We start from the raw sequence: 15,749 nt of genomic DNA on the forward strand, positions 1-15,749 counted from the left end.
GATCTGGTGCCAGCCGCCGGGGGTGCCGCCGGGGTAGACCACGGTCTGGTTTCCGGCGATGGCCACCACACCGGCGGGGACCCGCTCGCGCGGGCTGTCCAGCCGGGGCAGCCGGAGGGGTTCCGGCAGGCCGTCCAGGTAGGCGAAGCCGGGGGCGAAGCCGAAGAACGCGACGGTGTGCGCGCCGCCGGTGTGCCGGCGGATGACCTCGGCCCGGGTGAGGCCGGCGCGGGCGGCGACCGCGTCCAGGTCGGCGCCCTCGTAGCGGACCGGGATCACCACGGTGCGGGGGGCGGGCGGCGGGGCGCGCCGTATGCCGTTCCCGTCGCCGTCGCCGTCGCCGTCCCGGTCGCCGTCGCCGTCCAGGAACGCGGTCAGCCGGGCGGCCAGCCGGTCCATGGCGGCGGCGCGCTCCGCCACCACCAGCACGGTGGTGGCCGCCGGGACGACCTCCCGCAGTCGCTCCGGCCAGGACGCGGCGCGGATCGCCAGGGCCAGTTCGGCGGGTCGGCGGCCGGGACACTCGATCAGCCAGCCGCGGTCCCCGGCCCGCCGCAGCCGCGCCGCGCCGCCGCTCACGGTGCGACCTCCACCGATTCCCCGGCCGCGTCCGGGAGTTCCCCGGGGGCGCCCACGGTGACCCCGCCCGCCGCCAGCGCCCGGCGCACCGCCGCCGCGATGGCGACGGCGCCCGGCGTGTCGCTGTGCACGCACAGGGCCGCGATGTCCCCGCCGTCCGGGGCGACCCGTACCGTACGGCCACCGGCGGAGAGCACCGTCCCGCTCTGCGCCATCCGCAGCGCGCGCCGCGCCGCCTCGGCCGGTTCCGTGATGACGGCGCCCGGCTGGGAACGCGGGACCAGCAGGCCCTCGTCGGTGTAGCCCCGGTCCACGAACGCCTCGGCCAGCGGGCGCACTCCGGCGGCCAGCGCGCGGTCCCAGACCTCGGTGCGCGGCTGGCACAGCAGCGGCAGGCGGCGGTCGTAGCGGACGACGGCCTCGACGATCGCACCGGCGTGCCCGGCGTGCCGGGCCGCCGCGTTGTAGAGGGCGCCGTGCGCCTTCACATAGCTGATCCGGCTGCCGGCCAGGCGGGCGAACACTTCGAGCGCGCCCATCTGGTACAGCAGTTCGTTGACGAGTGTGGCGGGCGGCACCTCGATGAAGCGGCGGCCGAAACCGGCCAGGTCGCGGTAGGAGACCTGCGCGCCGATGGCCACGCCCCGGGCGGCGGCGTCCGCGCAGGTACGGCGCAGGATGTCGGGGTCCCCGGCGTGGAATCCGCAGGCGACGTTGGCGGCGGTGACCTGGTCCAGGAGCGGACCCTCGTCGGCCGGGCCCCAGGCGCCGAACCCCTCGCCGACATCGGTGTTGAGGGCGAGCGCGGTCATCGGCCGGACTCCGCCCAGTAGTTCTGGATGGCGCCGCCGCTCTTCTCCCAGGCGGTGTGCAGTCCTTGCTGCCCGCCGTCGATGTGCGCGGTGATCTGCCGGGCGAGTTCGGCGGCGTCGCCGTCGGCGAGGGCCCGCACCATGGCGGCGTGTTCCCGCTGCACGCGGTCGTAGGCGCAGGTGCCGTGCACGTAGAACCGCGAGTACGGCTCCAGGCGGTGGTACATCTGCGCGATGATCTCGTAGCGCAGCGGCAGCCGGGAGAGCCGGTACATGTCGAGGTGGAAGGCGAGGTTGGTGCGGGACCAGGAGTCGGCGCCGGTCTCGGCGACGCGGTCCATGTGGGCCACCATCTCCTCGAACCGGCTGATGTCGCGCCGGGACACGCGTTCGGCGACGTGCTCGGCGAAGCTCGGTTCGATCAGCCGGCGCAGGTTGTAGACCTCGTCGATCTCCTCCAGGTCGAGCACCGTCACGAAGGTGCCGCGCCCGGGGGTCGAGCGCAGCAGCCCCTCGCTGACCAGCGTGCGCATGGCCTCGCGCAGCGGGATGCGGCTCACGCCGAAGCGGTCCGCGAGTTCGTCCTGGACCAGGCGGTGCCCGGGCGGGTAGACGCCCTCCACGATCAGTCGGCGCAGCTCACTCGTGACGGTGTCCACACCGCCCGCGTCGCTCCGGGGAGTTCGGTCTGCTCGGCTCATGCCCCTCTGTATACAGTGGATCCACCGTATGGCGATACGGGTCGACCGGAGTTGACCGGGGATTTACCCGGCTGAAACCGGGGCCCTGGGCAATCCCCCCGTGCTGCCGGATCATAGGGGCAGGCACCGGCACCTGGAGTGGCCCATGCAGCTCTCGCGCCGCACCCTGCTGATGACGGCGGCCCTGGCCGTGTCCGCGCGCTCCCGTACCGCCGCGGCGGCCGGCCAGGACAGCGGTCCCGGCACCGTACGGGCCAACGCCGTCGCACTCCTGACGGGCACCGCGGAGTCCAACGCCCGCCCGGAGGTGGCCCCGAGGCTCGCGGCCCTGGCCGAGGCGGCGCGGAACCACCTCAGCGCGATGGACCTGGCCGCCCCGGGCGAACTCTTCCGCGGCCTCCCCCTGGGCACCAGCGACCCGAACCTGCACACCACCTACCGCTACCTGTACGAGATCGCGCTCGCCACCCGGCTCTCCGGCGACACCGCCACCGCCCGCCGGGTCATCGACGCCCTGGACCGCCTCCACGTCACGTACTACGGCGACCAGGAACGCGGCTACTACGGCAACTGGTTCACCTGGGAGATCGGAATCTCCACCCACGTCAGCAGGACCCTGCTCCTGCTGCGCGACGAACTCGCCACCCACCGCCCCGGCCTGACCGCCACGTACCTGGCCTCGATGGACGCCTACCTGCGCAACGGCAAGGACGGCGACGTCGACCTCGGCTCCCGCTTCCACACCGGCGCCAACCTCGCCGACATCACCACCAACCGCGTCCTCCAGGGCGCCGCCACCGGCGACGACGCCCGTATCGCCAAGGCGGTGGCCGACCAGCTCACGGTGTACGCCACGGTCGAGGAGGGCGACGGCTTCCACGCCGACGGCTCCTTCCTCCAGCACGAATCGGTCGCCTACACCGGCGCCTACGGCAAGAACCTCCTCACCCGCGCCGTCCAGACCGTCCAGCTGCTGCGCGGCACGGACTACACCGACACCACGGCGCTCACCTCCGTCATCCAGGACTGGGTGGTGCGCGGCTTCGCCCCGGTGATCTTCGAGGGCTGGATGATGGAGATCGTCAAGGGCCGCACCGTCTCCCGCCCACAGACCGGGTACGCGGATGTCTCCGCCGTCGTGGAGGCCGTCACCGCCCTGGCCGACAGCACCGCGCTCCAGGGCTATGTGAAGTACCTCCAGCAGACCTCGAAGACACCGCCCGACCCGGCGGCGTTCGCCTCCCCCCTGACCATCGCGCGCCACGCCGACATCCTGGCCGACGCCTCGGTCCCGGCGGCCGACCTGGCCAAGACCCCCGGCCACGCCGCGTTCAACGCGATGGACCGCACCGTCCACCGCCGCCCCGGCTGGGCCTTCGCGCTGGCCCGCGGCTCGCGGCGGATCAGCATGTACGAGTACATGAACGGCGAGAACCTGCGGCCCTGGTTCCAGGGCTGCGGCGCCCACCACCTCTACCTGACCGGCCAGGACCAGTCGCGGACGTTCGGTCTCGACCACTACACGGTGGTGCCACCGCACCACCTGGCGGGTGTGACGGCCCCGGAGGAGCAGCGCCGCACGGTCCCTGATCTCTACGGCACACCGTGGTACGACAACCCGGAGGCGGGCTTCACCGCCTCCTCCGAGGCCCAGAACCGGTACGTCTACTTCCCGCTCGCCACCAACACCCACTCAGGCGGCGCCCGCCTCGGCCCGTACGGAACGGCGGCCCTGGTCCTCGGCGACGACGCGGCGTACGCGGCCCGCCACGCACTCCCCCCGGACTTCGTCACCTACGCGGCCGCCCGCGCCACGAAGTCGTGGTTCCTGTTCGACGACGAGATCGTCGTCCTGGCCGCCGACGTGCACGACCCGCTCTCCCGGCCCCTGACCACCACCCTGGACACCCGCGTCGCGGACCCCGCCGACCCGCTCGTCCTCACCCCGCTCGCCGGGCCGCCCGCCGGACTGCACTGCGCGGGCCCGGACTTCTCGATGGGCTACGTCTTCCTCGGCGGCGACCACCCGCGGGCCTCGATCGACACCGTCACGGCCGACCGCCGGCTGGTCCGCACCGCGAACCCCGGCACCCCGGTGACGAAGCAGGTCTTCTCCCTCCGGGTGACGCACCCCGCGGGCGCCGCCCCGGCCTCCCTGGCCTACGCGCTGGTCCCCCACGCCACGCGGGACCGGCTGACCGCCTACGCGCACCGCCCCCTCTCGCTGCTGTCCAACACCCCCGCCCTCCAGGCGGTGCACCACCACGGCCTGTCCCTCCTGATGGCCAACACCTTCACCCCGGGGCCCCACCGCACCGGCGAGCTGACCATCGACGGCCCGGCCTGCGTCGTCCTCCACACGCTCCCCGACGGTTCCCTGCGGATCGCGGTGGCGGATCCGACGACGGAACGCGACCGCGTCTCCGTCACCCTGCACGGCCGCCGCCTCCGCCCCGCCGCGGCGGACCCGGGCGTGCGCGTCCACCGGACGGGCGGCGGTACGCGGCTGGTGGCGGACACCCGCCGGCTCCACGGCCGCAGCCTCACCGCGCACCTGCGCTGACCGTCAGCGGGCGGGCAGCCGGACGCCCAGTTCGGTGGCGGCGTCCCGGAGCAGGGGCACCAGCGCGACCAGCTCCGCCATGCCGCGGCGGAAGGCCGGGGCGGCGGTGGACAGGCAGGCGAACGCGGTGCCGTCCGGGCGCAGGATCGGCACGGCCACGGCGCGCAGCCCGGCGTGGTGTTCCTCGTCGGCGGTGGCGTAGCCGCGGTCGGCGGCGCGCAGGACCTCCTCACGCAGCCGGGCGCGGTCGGTGATGCTGTTCGGGCCGTACGGAGTGAGCTCCACCCGCTCCAGCAGGTCCTCGCGTACCTCCTCGGGGGCGAAGGCCATCAGGACCTTGCCCATCGAGGTGCAGTGCAGGGGGCCGTGGCGGCCGGGTTCGCTGCGCACGCCGACCGGCAGCGGGCCGTCCACGTAGTGCACGTACAGGTGGCGGGTGCCGTCGAGGACGGACATGAGGGTGGCTTCCTCGGTGCGCTCCGTCACCCGCCGCATCACGGGGAGGGCGGTGCCGGCGAACCCGTACACCTGGCCCGCCTGCTGGCCGAGCTGGAACAGGCGCAGGCCCGGCTTGTAGCGCTTGCCCGCCGTTTCGAGATCGACCAGGCCCTCGCGGCACAGCGCGTTGACCAGCCGGTGCGCCGTGCTGACGGGGACGCCGCTCGCCCGGGACAGCTCGGAGAGCGTGATGCCGTGCGGGTGCTCGCCGACCAGGACGAGCAGCCGGATCGCCCGGCCGACGACGTCGGACGGCACTTCGGTGCTGCTCATCCCAGGAAATTACCACTGGCCGGAAAGGCTTCCCATCCACCGCTTGACAGCGCTCCCCACCGGCGCGGACGATGTTTTCCGGTCAGCAGATATGTTTCCCACTCAGTGGAAACCCGAGAGGATACCGATGAGCCACCCCCTGTTCGACGTCACCGGCAAGGTGGCCCTGGTCACCGGATCGAGCCGCGGCATCGGCCGGGCGCTGGCCACCGGGCTGCTGGAGGCCGGCTGCACCGTCGTCCTCAACGGCCGCGACGCCACCACCCTCGAAGCGACCCGCCGCGAACTGGCCGAGACCTTCCCCGACGCCACCGTCCTCGCCGAACCCTTCGACGTCACCGACTCCACCGCCGTCGCCGCCGCGGTCGCCCGCGTCGAGGAGCGGGCCGGAGCAATCGACATCCTGGTCAACAACACCGGCGCCCAGCGCCGCGCCCCGTTCACCGACTTCACCGACGAGGACTGGCACGGCCTGCTCGACACCAACCTCACCAGCGCCTTCCTCGTCGGCCGCGAGGTCGCCCGGCGCATGGTGCCCCGGGGACAGGGCAAGATCATCAACATCTGCTCGCTCCAGAGCGAGGCCGTCCGCCCGGGCATCGCGCCCTACTCAGCCACCAAGGGCGGCCTGAAGATGCTCACCAAGGGCATGTGCGCCGACCTCGGCCCCTCCGGCATCCAGGTCAACGGCATCGGCCCCGGCTACTTCGACACCGAACTGACCTCCGCGCTGGTCGCGGACGAGGAGTTCAGCGCCTGGGTCCGCAAGCGCACCCCGGCCGGCCGCTGGGGACAGACCCAGGACCTGGTCGGTGCCCTGCTCTTCCTCGCCTCCCCCGCCTCCGACTTCGTCAACGGGCAACTGCTGTACGTCGACGGCGGCATGCTCTCCGTCCTGTAACCCCTCCGGAGCCCTCCATGCACCACCCCACCACCGTCCGCGCCTGCACCGTGCACGCCGCCGGCGACCTGCGGATCGAGGAACGCGCCACCCCCGGGCCAGGCCCCGGCGAGATCGCCGTCGCCGTCGCGCTCGGCGGGATCTGCGGCTCTGACCTGCACTACTACCACCGGGGCCGGGTCGGCGACTTCGCCGTGCGCGAACCGATGGTGCTCGGCCACGAGGTGGTGGGCCACGTGGCGGCCCTCGGACCCACCACCACCGGGCCTGCGGTCGGCACCCCCGTCGCGATCCACCCCGCTACCCCGTGCGGCAGCTGCCCCGAGTGCGCCGCCGACCGCCGCAACATCTGCGGCCACACCCGCTACCTCGGCAGCGCCGCCCACCTGCCGCACGTCCAGGGCGGGTTCGCCCAGCGCGTCAACGTGCCCGCGGCCCAGCTCCGTGCGCTGCCGCCGGGCCTCGCCCTGGACCGCGCCGTCCTGGCCGAACCCCTCTCCGTCGCGCTGCACGCCGTCAACCGGGCCGGCGACGTCCGGGGCAAGCGCGTCCTGGTCACCGGCGCCGGCCCCATCGGCTGCCTCGTCGTCGCGGCCCTGGGCCACCGGGGCGCGGCCGAGATCGTGGCCTCCGACCTGGTGGACGAGCCCCTGCGCATCGCCACGGCGGTGGGCGCCACCGCCACCGTCCGGGCCGACCACCCCGACGACCCGGCCTGGGAAACACCGTTCGACCTCACGATCGAAGCCTCCGGCGCCCCGGCCGGCCTGCGCACCTGCGTGGAACGCACCCGCCGCGGCGGCACCGTCGTCCTGCTGGGCCTGCTGCCCCCGGGCGAGATCGGCCTGCTGGGCAACGTCACGGTCACCCGCGAACTCGACCTGCGCGGCGCCTTCCGCTTCGACACCGAATTCGACGAGGCCCTGACCCTCCTGGCCACCGGCCTCCCCGTCGGCCCGGTCGTCACCCACACCTTCCCCCTCGACCGCGCAACGGAGGCCTTCACCCTGGCCGGAGACCGCACAACGGCCTCCAAGGTCCTGCTGGACCTCTCCACCTGAGAAAGTCCCCGCCTCCCCGTCCGGCCGTCGTTCTTCGGACAGGGAGGCCAAGTGAGTTCTCCGCCCCGCCCATTGCACATGACACGGGGCCGCAGAGTGGCTCTACCATTCCGCATGGCGCAGAAACTGCCAGCCCAGCACCACCTGGGCAAACGTCTGGCCGAACGAAACGATCACGAGTAGGGGCTGGACGGAAGGAGAGCACAAGAACGCAGTCACACAGATCACCGGCAAGGCCACGTACGTGAACAGATCCACAGAGATCTGGATTCTCTTGCGCGTACCGCGGCTTGCGTCGTCGCGGTGGTAGATCTCCCAGCCGAACACTGCACCCTGAGCGGCGCTGAGTTCGGCCAATCGCGGTCCCAGCCGGTCACGGATGTAGCAGCCGATCGCAGAGATTTTCTCGTCGTTGACCAGGTAGGTCCAGCCCAGGACCAGGCAGATCGCAGGGATGGCGAGCAGCAATGGCGTATGCCCGCTCTGGACGGTGATCGCCAGGACCGCGGTGGAGGCGGCGAGCGTGAAGTAGAGCAGGTTGTCGCGGAAACCTATCCGGGTCTTCTGCTCCTCCTTGATGCGGTCGTATTCGGCCAGTAAAAGCTTACTCTCGGTAATGTCTTCGATGGCAGCCACAGCCATTCCTGAGCTGAGATTCCGGCAGGCTGATAAGTGGGCGGGCAGATTCCGGCGCTCCGGCCCCTGCCCGCCGCGGACACTCAGTCGGCAGTACCGAAGGATGGCAGGCGGTGAGGGCTGTTACGTTCGATCCAACCCTTTCCGTCAGCCGCGATCCCTTCAAGGAGACGGAAGGTCTGGGTGAATCCTGCCGCGTCGAGGTTGATTTCTGAAATTTCCTCGGCACTTTCGCCAGGTGCCAGCTGATGGGTGTCGGCGTCTTTGACACGGATGGACCTGGCCGGGCCGTTGGTGAGAACGAGTTCCAGGTCGTAGCCGACATTGGTGCGTTCCGAGACCTGCACGGAGGACAACGCGTCGAACCGATAGTTGCTCCGCTGCTTGTCCCCACATTTTGCGTCGGTGAAATCGAACTCCATGCTGATTTCGCGAACACCATCCTGCGTGACCAGGAAGAGACGGAAGCCGTAGCGCGAGTATCGCCAAGGGCCACCCCTCACACGCCCTCGCTTGTAAGGGCGCGCCGGCGTCATCAGAATGGTGTGGGCGATCAGATCGCGCCACGTGAGCTGATAATGCCGGAGGGCTTCATCGACAAACAACGTCTTGTCGCAAGTAAGCCAGGTCTCCATTTCCAGTTCGGTCGGCCGCGTAGCGGCCAGGTAGGATTTCCAGTTGTCGTACGCGATTTTCCGGGCAGCAAGGCGCTCTTGGTACTCCTGGGTTTCCTTCGCGATGCGGCGGTCTTCACCCTCGGCCTCAAGCCAACGGGACGCCGCCGCGTGCCCGGACCACACCGCGCCGATCACGGCCAGAATGGCCCACGGAATCTGCGAGGCGTCGCCGTCTGAGAAAATCGTTCCGAGCAACAACTGCGTTGTGATACCCAGAGCGATGAGGGCGATCACACACAGCGCCTTCGCCGCAGGTGTCTCATTCCGGTTCTGGTAGTGATCACTGAACAGCGTACCTTTGTTGTGACGCTCTCGGGCATCCTCAGCAAGATAGCGGATCAGCCAGTTGACCCGGTCCACGCTGATGCGACTCTCGCGGTAGAGAAACGCGATCTCGGCGACGAGCCTGTTGCGGACATGGAGGGTATAACCCAGCCATTCCTCCGCAGTGAATCCGTGAGGCACGCGCACACTGAAGTAGTAATCGAACGAATGGCGGACGCGGTTGGTGAATCCGTCTCCGGTAGCAGCCGGATCGCGCAGGTACGGGACAAGAGATTCATGGACCCTGATCCCGAGCTGATGTTTCTGGTACCACCATCGGCGGCCGGAGCGCGCTGCGACCAGTCCCGCTCCGAGGGCCACCAGCAACTCCACGACGGCCGCAGCGGGATCCGCTATCAGAGCCAAGATACCGAGGAATGCGGCGGCGACGACGAACAGACCGGCTTGGACCGGGAGAGCTGCACGCGCCGCAGCAGCGGTGCTCGGACGGGGCGGCAAAGCCCGTGGCCCGATCGGGTCCGGAACGAAATAGGCCCAGGCTCGCTGGATCCGGTTGTTACCGAAGCGCGCCGCCTCCGCCCGCTTGCGGTACTCAGCCCACACTCCTTCCTTCAGCTCTCCAGCGAGTACCAGGTCGAGATGATGGAGAATCGCGTCTCGTCGGCGAGGGTCCAAGTTGTGCAAGCGCTCCAGTACCAGCTGCTCCTCTTCGCCCTTCGCCGTTCTGGGCATCCCTATCAACCCGAACGCGACGCGCAGTGCGTCCTTCCACTCTCCCTCCGAGTAGGCTTCTGTGTGCTCGAAGGCGTGGCGCAGCCGTTGTCCTTCTTCGGCGCTGAGGTCATGATGGTCGCGCGCACTGAGCATGGCGAGTACCCAGTGGAAACGAACTTCCGCGTTGTCGTATCCGTGAGCAATCGCCTCACTGATCAAGTCGCGAGCACGGCTGGGGACGCCTTCGTCCAGGAACCGGAGACCGACCCTGTACTTCTCCTGCGGCGAGGCATCGGGACTGACGAAGTTGACGGTGGAGTTGTGCACCGTCTCGGCCTGGATTCCGACGGTGGAGTCGTACGCGGCCGAACTGTACGTGACATTGGTGCCGTCTTCGTTCATGCCAAATCACCCGTCGCAGCCACCAGCGGTGCCAGCCTGGCTGCCAACTCGGGAATGTCTGCGATCAGCCCCCGTAACCTCTTGAGCGCCATGGTCACCCTCTTCGGGGACTCGGGAGTGTTCTCTCTTACCGCCCGACGAGCGGCCCCCAGTTCGGCCAGTGCCTCTCGGTGGGTGTCGTCGTCGAGGACACCCTTGGCGTGGTGGCGCCTCAGATGCTCGTGGAAGCCGTCCAGTTCCGTGAGGATATCCGCCGGACCCGTCACCTTCGGATTCGCGTTCATGTAGACGCTGCTCTCACTGACGGAGGCAGCCATAATGCCAACGGTGCTGTGGTGGGCAGTATTACTGACATGCTCTTTCGGCCCAACCCCACTGTCCCTCTTGGCCTGAGACATAGCGATCTGCTCCTGTTCCTCGACTAATTCCACGGCCAGCCGTGTGGCGAATGCCGCTGCGTTCGCTGCGGCACGCGGTTGCCAGTTGCGGTCCTTCGCGCTGCTCTTCGTACCATCCGCTCGGTCGCTGATTCCCCGGATAATGGCCACTGGTGCCCCATTGAGATGAGCGGCCTGCGCGACACCGGCGGCCTCCATCTCGATTGCGAGCGCGTCGTTGTAATGCTGTCGGATCCACCGCGCCTCGGCGGAGACCCTCGAGTTCTGTACGACCTCGCCGGCGGCGATCGCGCCGAAGCGCACCTGTGGCGCCCGCCCGCGGTCGGGCGTGGCATCGGCCCAGTCGTTCATGCGCGCCAGATGCGAGCCGAGCTGGCTGATGCCGTGCGCCGTCTCCCATACCCGAGGGCGACCCTTGAGTCCGTCGTCCTCGCTGGTCCCGCCGTGGTAGGCGTACACATGTGTCGCCATCACCACGTCTCCGAGCCTGGCCGTGCTCCACAGGGCGCCGGCTACACCGACGAACATCACGGCCACCGGCGAGAACTCCTGTATGGCGCGCTCAGCGATCACCGCAGCGGAATGATTTCCCTTGTTCGTCAGACCGAGCACTACACGACATGAAGTGCCCTGCACGGTTCCCATCTCGAACCGCGTCCCTCGCTCGTGGCGGTGCACCCGCGCACCGTCCAGTTTCCGCCGGACAGCGTCGTACTCAAGGTTGAGGGCGGTGAGAATGACCACCAGATCATTGGACACTTATTCCCCTTGCTTTCTCGTTTCCTCTTCCATTCCGGACGGCACAGGCCGGAGCAGCGGTGGGAACAACGCCGTCTTCGGCCCGGCCCGGTACAGCCGCGCGGGCCGACCTCCCGTGCTCCTGCGCCCCGACGTCACGGGAACGATGAACCCCTTTACAGCTTGGACTTTTCGATAGAAATTGCGGGTGTCGAGTTCAGTACCCCAGACCGCCTCGTACACCTGCCGCAGCTCGGCTATCGTGAAGACCTCTCCACAGAAAGCCATCGCCAGCGCCGTGAATTCGAGCTTGGTTCGTGCGCGTTCGATTCCGTCTGCCACAATCCGGTCGTGGTCGAAGGCCAGTGCTACCTCGCCGGACAGGACGGCTTCCGCGGGAACCCACGCGGCATCCATGGCGTCCGTTCCCGCCACCGGTTCGGGGAGTCCCGGTGCGATCGCCAAGTGGGCCACGGAAATGACTCGTCCCCGTGGATCGCGGCTCGCGTCCCCGTAGACGGCGAGCTGTTCCAGATGCACCGCCCCGGCAGCCAGAGCGGTTTCCTCACTCAACTCACGATGGGCGGCGTCCAGAATCTGCTCACCGGCGTGATTGAGGAACCCACCAGGCAGAGCCAGCATGCCCTGAAAAGGATCTTCGCCCCGCTCCACGAGCAAGACACACAGGCGACCCTCACGCAGCGTGAGAATCACCAGGTCGACCGTCAGCAACACAGGCGGGGGTGACCAGTCGTCAGCGTGCATGTCCCATAGGCTACGGCCGTTTCTGTCATTCTGACAAGAAGGGGGCGGGATTGGGGGTCACTCACGCTGCATGGCGGGATGTCCCGCGCACAACTCGTTGCTCGCCCCGTCTGCACCCGACCGGCCCGGCGTCAGGCCTCCGAGCAACTCATGAACGGGTGCTTACGCTTCGGCGGCATGCGGGGGGCCGGTGGTCCAGAGGTATCGGAGAGCATCGAGTGGCTGTTGGCGACAACGGACGAGAACCGGAGCAACGGCGAATGTCCTGAAGAGCAACAAGGGAGGGCGAGCACTCGGCACGGTCGGTTGCGCGAGAACTCGAGGAAGGCGCTCGGGGCGCCGTACCCGCGGTCGGCACGCAGGCCACATCGCACAACGGAAAAGCCCAGGTCACGGTGCATGTGACCTGGGCTTCCTGGTGAGCCGCCTAAGGGAATCGAACCCTTGACCTACGCATTACGAGTGCGTCGCTCTGGCCGACTGAGCTAAGGCGGCGGGTGGTGCGTGAAGAGTCTACATGGGGGTGGGGGGTGGGGTCACACCGCGGCGGGGGCGGCGGTGGAGGAGGTCGTCCGTCGCCGCGCGGAGGGCTCGCAGGTGGCGGGCCCACCGGTTGCAGTCGCGGCACTGGCTTAAATGGGCGTCCAGTTCGGTGTCCGTCACGCCCGCAGGGAGGGGTTCACCCTCCGTGCGGGCCGAGATCGCGGGCCGGAAGCCCGCACAGGCTATGGGCAAGAAGCACCTTCCTCGGGAGTCGTGTTGGCCAGAAGGTAGTCGTTCACCACCGCGTCGACACAGCTGTCGCTGCCGTACGCGCCGTGGCCGTCGCCGTCGTAGGTCAGCAGGATGCCGGACTGGAGCTGGTCCGCCAGGCCCTCCGCCCAGGAGAACGGGGTGGCCGGGTCGCGGGTGGTGCCGATCACCAGGATCGGGTCGGCGCCGGCCGCCGGGATGGTCAGCGGGGTGCCGCTGGGCTCCACCGGCCACACGCCGCACAGCAGGGTGGCCCAGGCGAAGTCACGGCCGAAGGTCGGGGACGCCTCCTCGTACTCCGGGAGCTGGGCCAGCACCTCCTCGGGGGTGGTGGTCGCGGCCGGGCTGTCCAGGCAGCTGATCGCCGGGAACGCGAACATCGTGGTGCCGTACGAGCCGTCGGGCTCGCGTTCGTTGTACGCGTCGGCCAGCGCCAGCAGGGGTGCGCCGTCGCCGTCCTCCATGGCCGCGGTCAGGGCCTGGCGCAGTTCGGACCACAGGGACTCGCTGTACAGCGCCATGGCCACGCCGGTGGTGGCCAGCGATTCGGTCAGCGGGCGGTCCTGGCCGGTCTCCAGGGGGGTCGCGTCGAGCTCCGCGAAGAAGGCGAGGAGGTTGGCCGAGGCGTCGTCGCCGCCCTCGCTGCCCAGCGGGCAGGAGCGGCGGGAGGCGCAGTCGGCGGCGAAGGAGCGGAACGCCGTCTCGAACCCGCCCGCCTGTTCGCGGTCCAGGTCCAGGGTGGACAGCCGCGGGTCCACGGCGGCGTCCAGCACCAGGTGACCGACCCGCTGCGGGAAGAGGCCGGCGTACACCGCGCCCAGCTTGGTGCCGTAGGAGAAGCCCACGTAGTGGAGGCGTTCGTCACCGAGGACCGAGCGCAGGACGTCCATGTCGCGGGCCGACTCGATGGTGGAGATGTGCTCCAGCAGCCGCCCGGAGTTGGCCTGGCAGCCGGCCGCGAACTCCTCGTGCGCGGTCAGCAGCGCCTGCATCTCTTCCTCGTCGTCCGGCGTGCGGTCCACCTGGGTGGTGGCGTCCATCTCGGGGCCGGTCAGGCACTCGACGGGCTCGCTGCCGCCGGTGCCGCGCGCGTCCAGGCCGACCATGTCGTACTGCTCGCGCACCTCGGCGGGGAAGATGTAGTTCGCCGCGTCCTGGGCGAACTCCACCGCCGAGGCGCCCGGGCCGCCGGGGTTCATCAGGAGGGCGCCGAGCCGGTCGGCGCCGCCGGCGCGGGCCCGGGTGACGGTGAGCTGGATGTCGTCCGCCGGGTCGACGCTCTCGTAGTCGAGCGGGACGGTGAGCATCGCGCACTGGAAGCCGGGGACGCCGGGGCAGCCGCGCCAGGTCAGCTCCTGCTCGTAGTACGGCTGGAGGTCCGCCGGGATGTCCGCGGGCAGCGGGTCGAGCACCGGCGCGTCGGCGGCGGAGCCGCCGTCGGCGCCCTCCGGGCCGCCGCCGCCCGGCTCGTCGGCGGGCGTCTGGGAGGGGCTGGGGCGCTCCTCGGTGCGGGTCTCGGCGGAGCAGGCCGCGGTCAGCAGCAGGGCGCCGACCGTCAGCAGAGGTAGAGAGCGGGCGAATCGGGTCATGTCGGGCCCCCGTGGCGTGTCCTTGATCGCGTGATCCCTGGAGCGTATCCGCTCATCGCAGGGCCACCGTCATCGCCTCCACCGCGAGGAGCGGGGAAACATTGCGATCGAGTGCCGTTCGGCAGGCCAGGATCGCCTCCATCCGGCGCAGGGTGCGTTCCGGGGTGCTCGCCGCCGCCACCCGTTCCACCGCCGCCGCGCTCTCCCCGCCGGCCAGCGCGACGGCCGTGCCCAGCTGGCGGGCCAGCACATCGCGGTAGAAGCCGGTCAGCTCGGTGAGCGCCAGGTCCAGGGTGTCCCGCTGGGTGCGGGTGGCGCGGCGCTTCTGGCGGTCCTCCAGGTCCTTCATGACGCCCGCCGTGCCGCGCGGCAGCCGCTTGCCGTCGGCCGCGCCCAGCGCGGCGCGCAGCTCCTCGGTCTCCTTCTCGTCCCGCTCGCCGGCCAGCTGCTTGGCGTCCTCGGCGGCGGCGTCCACCAGCTCCTGGGCGGCGCGCAGTGCCCCGCCCAGGTCGCTCACCCGCTCGGGGATGCGCAGTACGGCGGCCCGCCGTTCCCTGGCCCGCTCGTCGGTGGCCAGCCGCCGGGCGCGGTCGATGTGCCCCTGGGTGGCCTGCGCGGCGGCGTGCGCGACCTCGGGGGCGACGCCGTCCCGCCGCATGAGGATGTCGGCGACGGCGGTCACCGGCGGGGTGCGCAGCGACAGGGTGCGACAGCGCGAGCGGATGGTGGGCAGGACATCCTCCGTGGAGGGCGCGCACAGCAGCCAGACGGTACGGGGCGCGGGCTCCTCGACGGCTTTGAGCAGGACGTTCCCGGCGCCCTCGGTGAGCCGGTCGGCGTCCTCCATGACGATCACCTGCCACCGGCCGCCGGCCGGGGAGAGCTGGGCGCGGCGGACCAGCTCCCGGGTCTCCTTGACGCCGATGGTGAGCAGGTCGGTGCGCAGCACCTCGACGTCCGCGTGGGTGCCGACCAGCGAGGTGTGGCAGCCGTCGCAGAAGCCGCAGCCGGGGGTGCCGCCCAGGGCGCGGTCGGGGCTCAAGCACTGGAGCGCGGCGGCGAAGGCGCGCGCCGCGGTGGCGCGGCCGGAGCCGGGCGGGCCGGTGAACAGCCAGGCGTGTGTCATCGAGGAGCCGGCCAGCCGCGGCTCCTGTCCGGCGTCGATCGCCGTGACATACGCGTCGGCGTCCCGGGCCGCCGACGTCAGCTGCGCCGTGACCCGGTCCTGGCCCACCAGCTCGTCCCAGACCGTCATGCCCACATTCTGCCGTCTCCCACTGACAGTCCATCCCGGGGCCGCCTGCTGCGCCGATCGGTGGACTCCGCGTGGGGCGCATGGATTCTGCACTACCGATCATCACACTATGTGGTCATCGCGTCACAATGTGAGGAGTGTTCCACCCC

The 15,749-nt window shown here is 70.3% G+C and carries 13 protein-coding genes and 1 tRNA gene; 3 read left to right on the top strand and 11 right to left on the bottom strand.

What is annotated here, in order from left to right; genetic code table 11:
* From ACFV5N_RS14510 to ACFV5N_RS14520, 3 genes are all read right to left on the bottom strand, one after another.
* On the bottom strand, positions 1–579 hold a 579-nt coding region (locus tag ACFV5N_RS14510; protein ID WP_385598795.1), incomplete at its 3' end, for an allophanate hydrolase subunit 1.
* Positions 576–1,391, bottom strand: a complete 816-nt coding sequence (locus ACFV5N_RS14515) for a LamB/YcsF family protein (RefSeq protein WP_385598798.1) — start codon at positions 1,389–1,391, stop codon at positions 576–578. The genes ACFV5N_RS14510 and ACFV5N_RS14515, both read right to left, overlap by 4 nt.
* Entirely contained in the window at positions 1,388–2,092 is a 705-nt protein-coding gene (locus ACFV5N_RS14520; RefSeq protein WP_385598801.1) for a GntR family transcriptional regulator, read from the bottom strand. Before ACFV5N_RS14520 ends, ACFV5N_RS14515 begins: the two co-directional genes overlap by 4 nt.
* A 145-nt stretch (positions 2,093–2,237) precedes the next feature.
* Here ACFV5N_RS14520 and ACFV5N_RS14525 point away from each other — a divergent pair, with 145 nt between their 5' ends.
* Positions 2,238–4,655 carry a polysaccharide lyase family 8 super-sandwich domain-containing protein gene (locus ACFV5N_RS14525; protein ID WP_385598804.1) on the top strand — a complete coding sequence of 806 codons (2,418 nt, stop codon included), beginning with the start codon at positions 2,238–2,240 and terminating at the stop codon, positions 4,653–4,655.
* Between the two features lie 3 nt (positions 4,656–4,658).
* Here the strand turns inward: ACFV5N_RS14525 and ACFV5N_RS14530 are convergent, their stop codons facing one another.
* Positions 4,659–5,426 carry an IclR family transcriptional regulator gene (locus ACFV5N_RS14530; RefSeq protein WP_385598807.1) on the bottom strand — a complete coding sequence of 256 codons (768 nt, stop codon included), beginning with the start codon at positions 5,424–5,426 and terminating at the stop codon, positions 4,659–4,661.
* 127 nt (positions 5,427–5,553) lie between these two features.
* Here ACFV5N_RS14530 and ACFV5N_RS14535 point away from each other — a divergent pair, with 127 nt between their 5' ends.
* Both ACFV5N_RS14535 and ACFV5N_RS14540 read left to right on the top strand, forming a co-directional pair.
* Positions 5,554–6,327, top strand: a complete 774-nt coding sequence (locus ACFV5N_RS14535; protein WP_385598810.1) for an SDR family oxidoreductase — start codon at positions 5,554–5,556, stop codon at positions 6,325–6,327.
* A 17-nt stretch (positions 6,328–6,344) separates the two neighbouring features.
* Complete coding sequence (locus tag ACFV5N_RS14540; protein WP_385598812.1) at positions 6,345–7,388, top strand: L-idonate 5-dehydrogenase; 1,044 nt, start codon at positions 6,345–6,347, stop codon at positions 7,386–7,388.
* Positions 7,389–7,490: 102 nt separating this feature from the next.
* Here ACFV5N_RS14540 and ACFV5N_RS14545 read toward each other — a convergent pair whose 3' ends face one another.
* The 7 genes from ACFV5N_RS14545 to ACFV5N_RS14575 all read right to left on the bottom strand — a co-directional run bounded on the left by ACFV5N_RS14545 (position 7,491) and on the right by ACFV5N_RS14575 (position 15,600).
* Positions 7,491–8,030 carry a hypothetical protein gene (locus ACFV5N_RS14545; RefSeq protein WP_385598815.1) on the bottom strand — a complete coding sequence of 180 codons (540 nt, stop codon included), beginning with the start codon at positions 8,028–8,030 and terminating at the stop codon, positions 7,491–7,493.
* A 77-nt stretch (positions 8,031–8,107) separates the two neighbouring features.
* On the bottom strand, positions 8,108–10,102 hold the full coding sequence (locus tag ACFV5N_RS14550) for a hypothetical protein (RefSeq protein ID WP_385598817.1): 1,995 nt from the start codon (positions 10,100–10,102) through the stop codon (positions 8,108–8,110).
* A complete protein-coding gene (locus ACFV5N_RS14555) occupies positions 10,099–11,259 on the bottom strand; it encodes a purine phosphorylase (RefSeq protein WP_385598820.1) in 1,161 nt (386 codons plus the stop codon). The genes ACFV5N_RS14550 and ACFV5N_RS14555 overlap by 4 nt, the downstream gene beginning before the upstream one ends.
* Positions 11,260–12,003: an NUDIX domain-containing protein gene (locus ACFV5N_RS14560; RefSeq protein ID WP_385598822.1), complete on the bottom strand. Its 744-nt coding sequence runs from the start codon at positions 12,001–12,003 to the stop codon at positions 11,260–11,262. It abuts the gene before it with no gap.
* Positions 12,004–12,424: 421 nt separating this feature from the next.
* Positions 12,425–12,498: transfer RNA gene (locus tag ACFV5N_RS14565), tRNA-Thr, on the bottom strand.
* Between the two features lie 230 nt (positions 12,499–12,728).
* The gene (locus ACFV5N_RS14570) at positions 12,729–14,345 is read right to left on the bottom strand and encodes an alpha/beta hydrolase (protein ID WP_385598825.1); all 1,617 of its coding nucleotides are present in this window, start codon (positions 14,343–14,345) and stop codon (positions 12,729–12,731) included.
* Between the two features lie 52 nt (positions 14,346–14,397).
* On the bottom strand, positions 14,398–15,600 hold the full coding sequence (locus ACFV5N_RS14575; RefSeq protein WP_385598827.1) for a DNA polymerase III subunit delta': 1,203 nt from the start codon (positions 15,598–15,600) through the stop codon (positions 14,398–14,400).
* Positions 15,601–15,749: the final 149 nt, after the last annotated feature.

This window comes from Streptomyces sp. NPDC059853 (assembly GCF_042731495.1).
Taxonomy (GTDB): domain Bacteria; phylum Actinomycetota; class Actinomycetes; order Streptomycetales; family Streptomycetaceae; genus Streptomyces.

What these genes read in the sequence shown, in the direction of transcription:
- ACFV5N_RS14515 (WP_385598798.1), bottom strand. Translation starts at nt 1,391, where the DNA reads ATGACCGCGCTCGCCCTCAACACCGATGTCGGCGAGGGGTTCGGCGCC.
- ACFV5N_RS14520 (WP_385598801.1), bottom strand. Translation starts at nt 2,092, where the DNA reads ATGAGCCGAGCAGACCGAACTCCCCGGAGCGACGCGGGCGGTGTGGAC.
- ACFV5N_RS14525 (WP_385598804.1), top strand. Translation starts at nt 2,238, where the DNA reads ATGCAGCTCTCGCGCCGCACCCTGCTGATGACGGCGGCCCTGGCCGTG.
- ACFV5N_RS14530 (WP_385598807.1), bottom strand. Translation starts at nt 5,426, where the DNA reads ATGAGCAGCACCGAAGTGCCGTCCGACGTCGTCGGCCGGGCGATCCGG.
- ACFV5N_RS14535 (WP_385598810.1), top strand. Translation starts at nt 5,554, where the DNA reads ATGAGCCACCCCCTGTTCGACGTCACCGGCAAGGTGGCCCTGGTCACC.
- ACFV5N_RS14540 (WP_385598812.1), top strand. Translation starts at nt 6,345, where the DNA reads ATGCACCACCCCACCACCGTCCGCGCCTGCACCGTGCACGCCGCCGGC.
- ACFV5N_RS14545 (WP_385598815.1), bottom strand. Translation starts at nt 8,030, where the DNA reads ATGGCTGTGGCTGCCATCGAAGACATTACCGAGAGTAAGCTTTTACTG.
- ACFV5N_RS14550 (WP_385598817.1), bottom strand. Translation starts at nt 10,102, where the DNA reads ATGAACGAAGACGGCACCAATGTCACGTACAGTTCGGCCGCGTACGAC.
- ACFV5N_RS14560 (WP_385598822.1), bottom strand. Translation starts at nt 12,003, where the DNA reads ATGCACGCTGACGACTGGTCACCCCCGCCTGTGTTGCTGACGGTCGAC.
- ACFV5N_RS14570 (WP_385598825.1), bottom strand. Translation starts at nt 14,345, where the DNA reads ATGACCCGATTCGCCCGCTCTCTACCTCTGCTGACGGTCGGCGCCCTG.
- ACFV5N_RS14575 (WP_385598827.1), bottom strand. Translation starts at nt 15,600, where the DNA reads ATGACGGTCTGGGACGAGCTGGTGGGCCAGGACCGGGTCACGGCGCAG.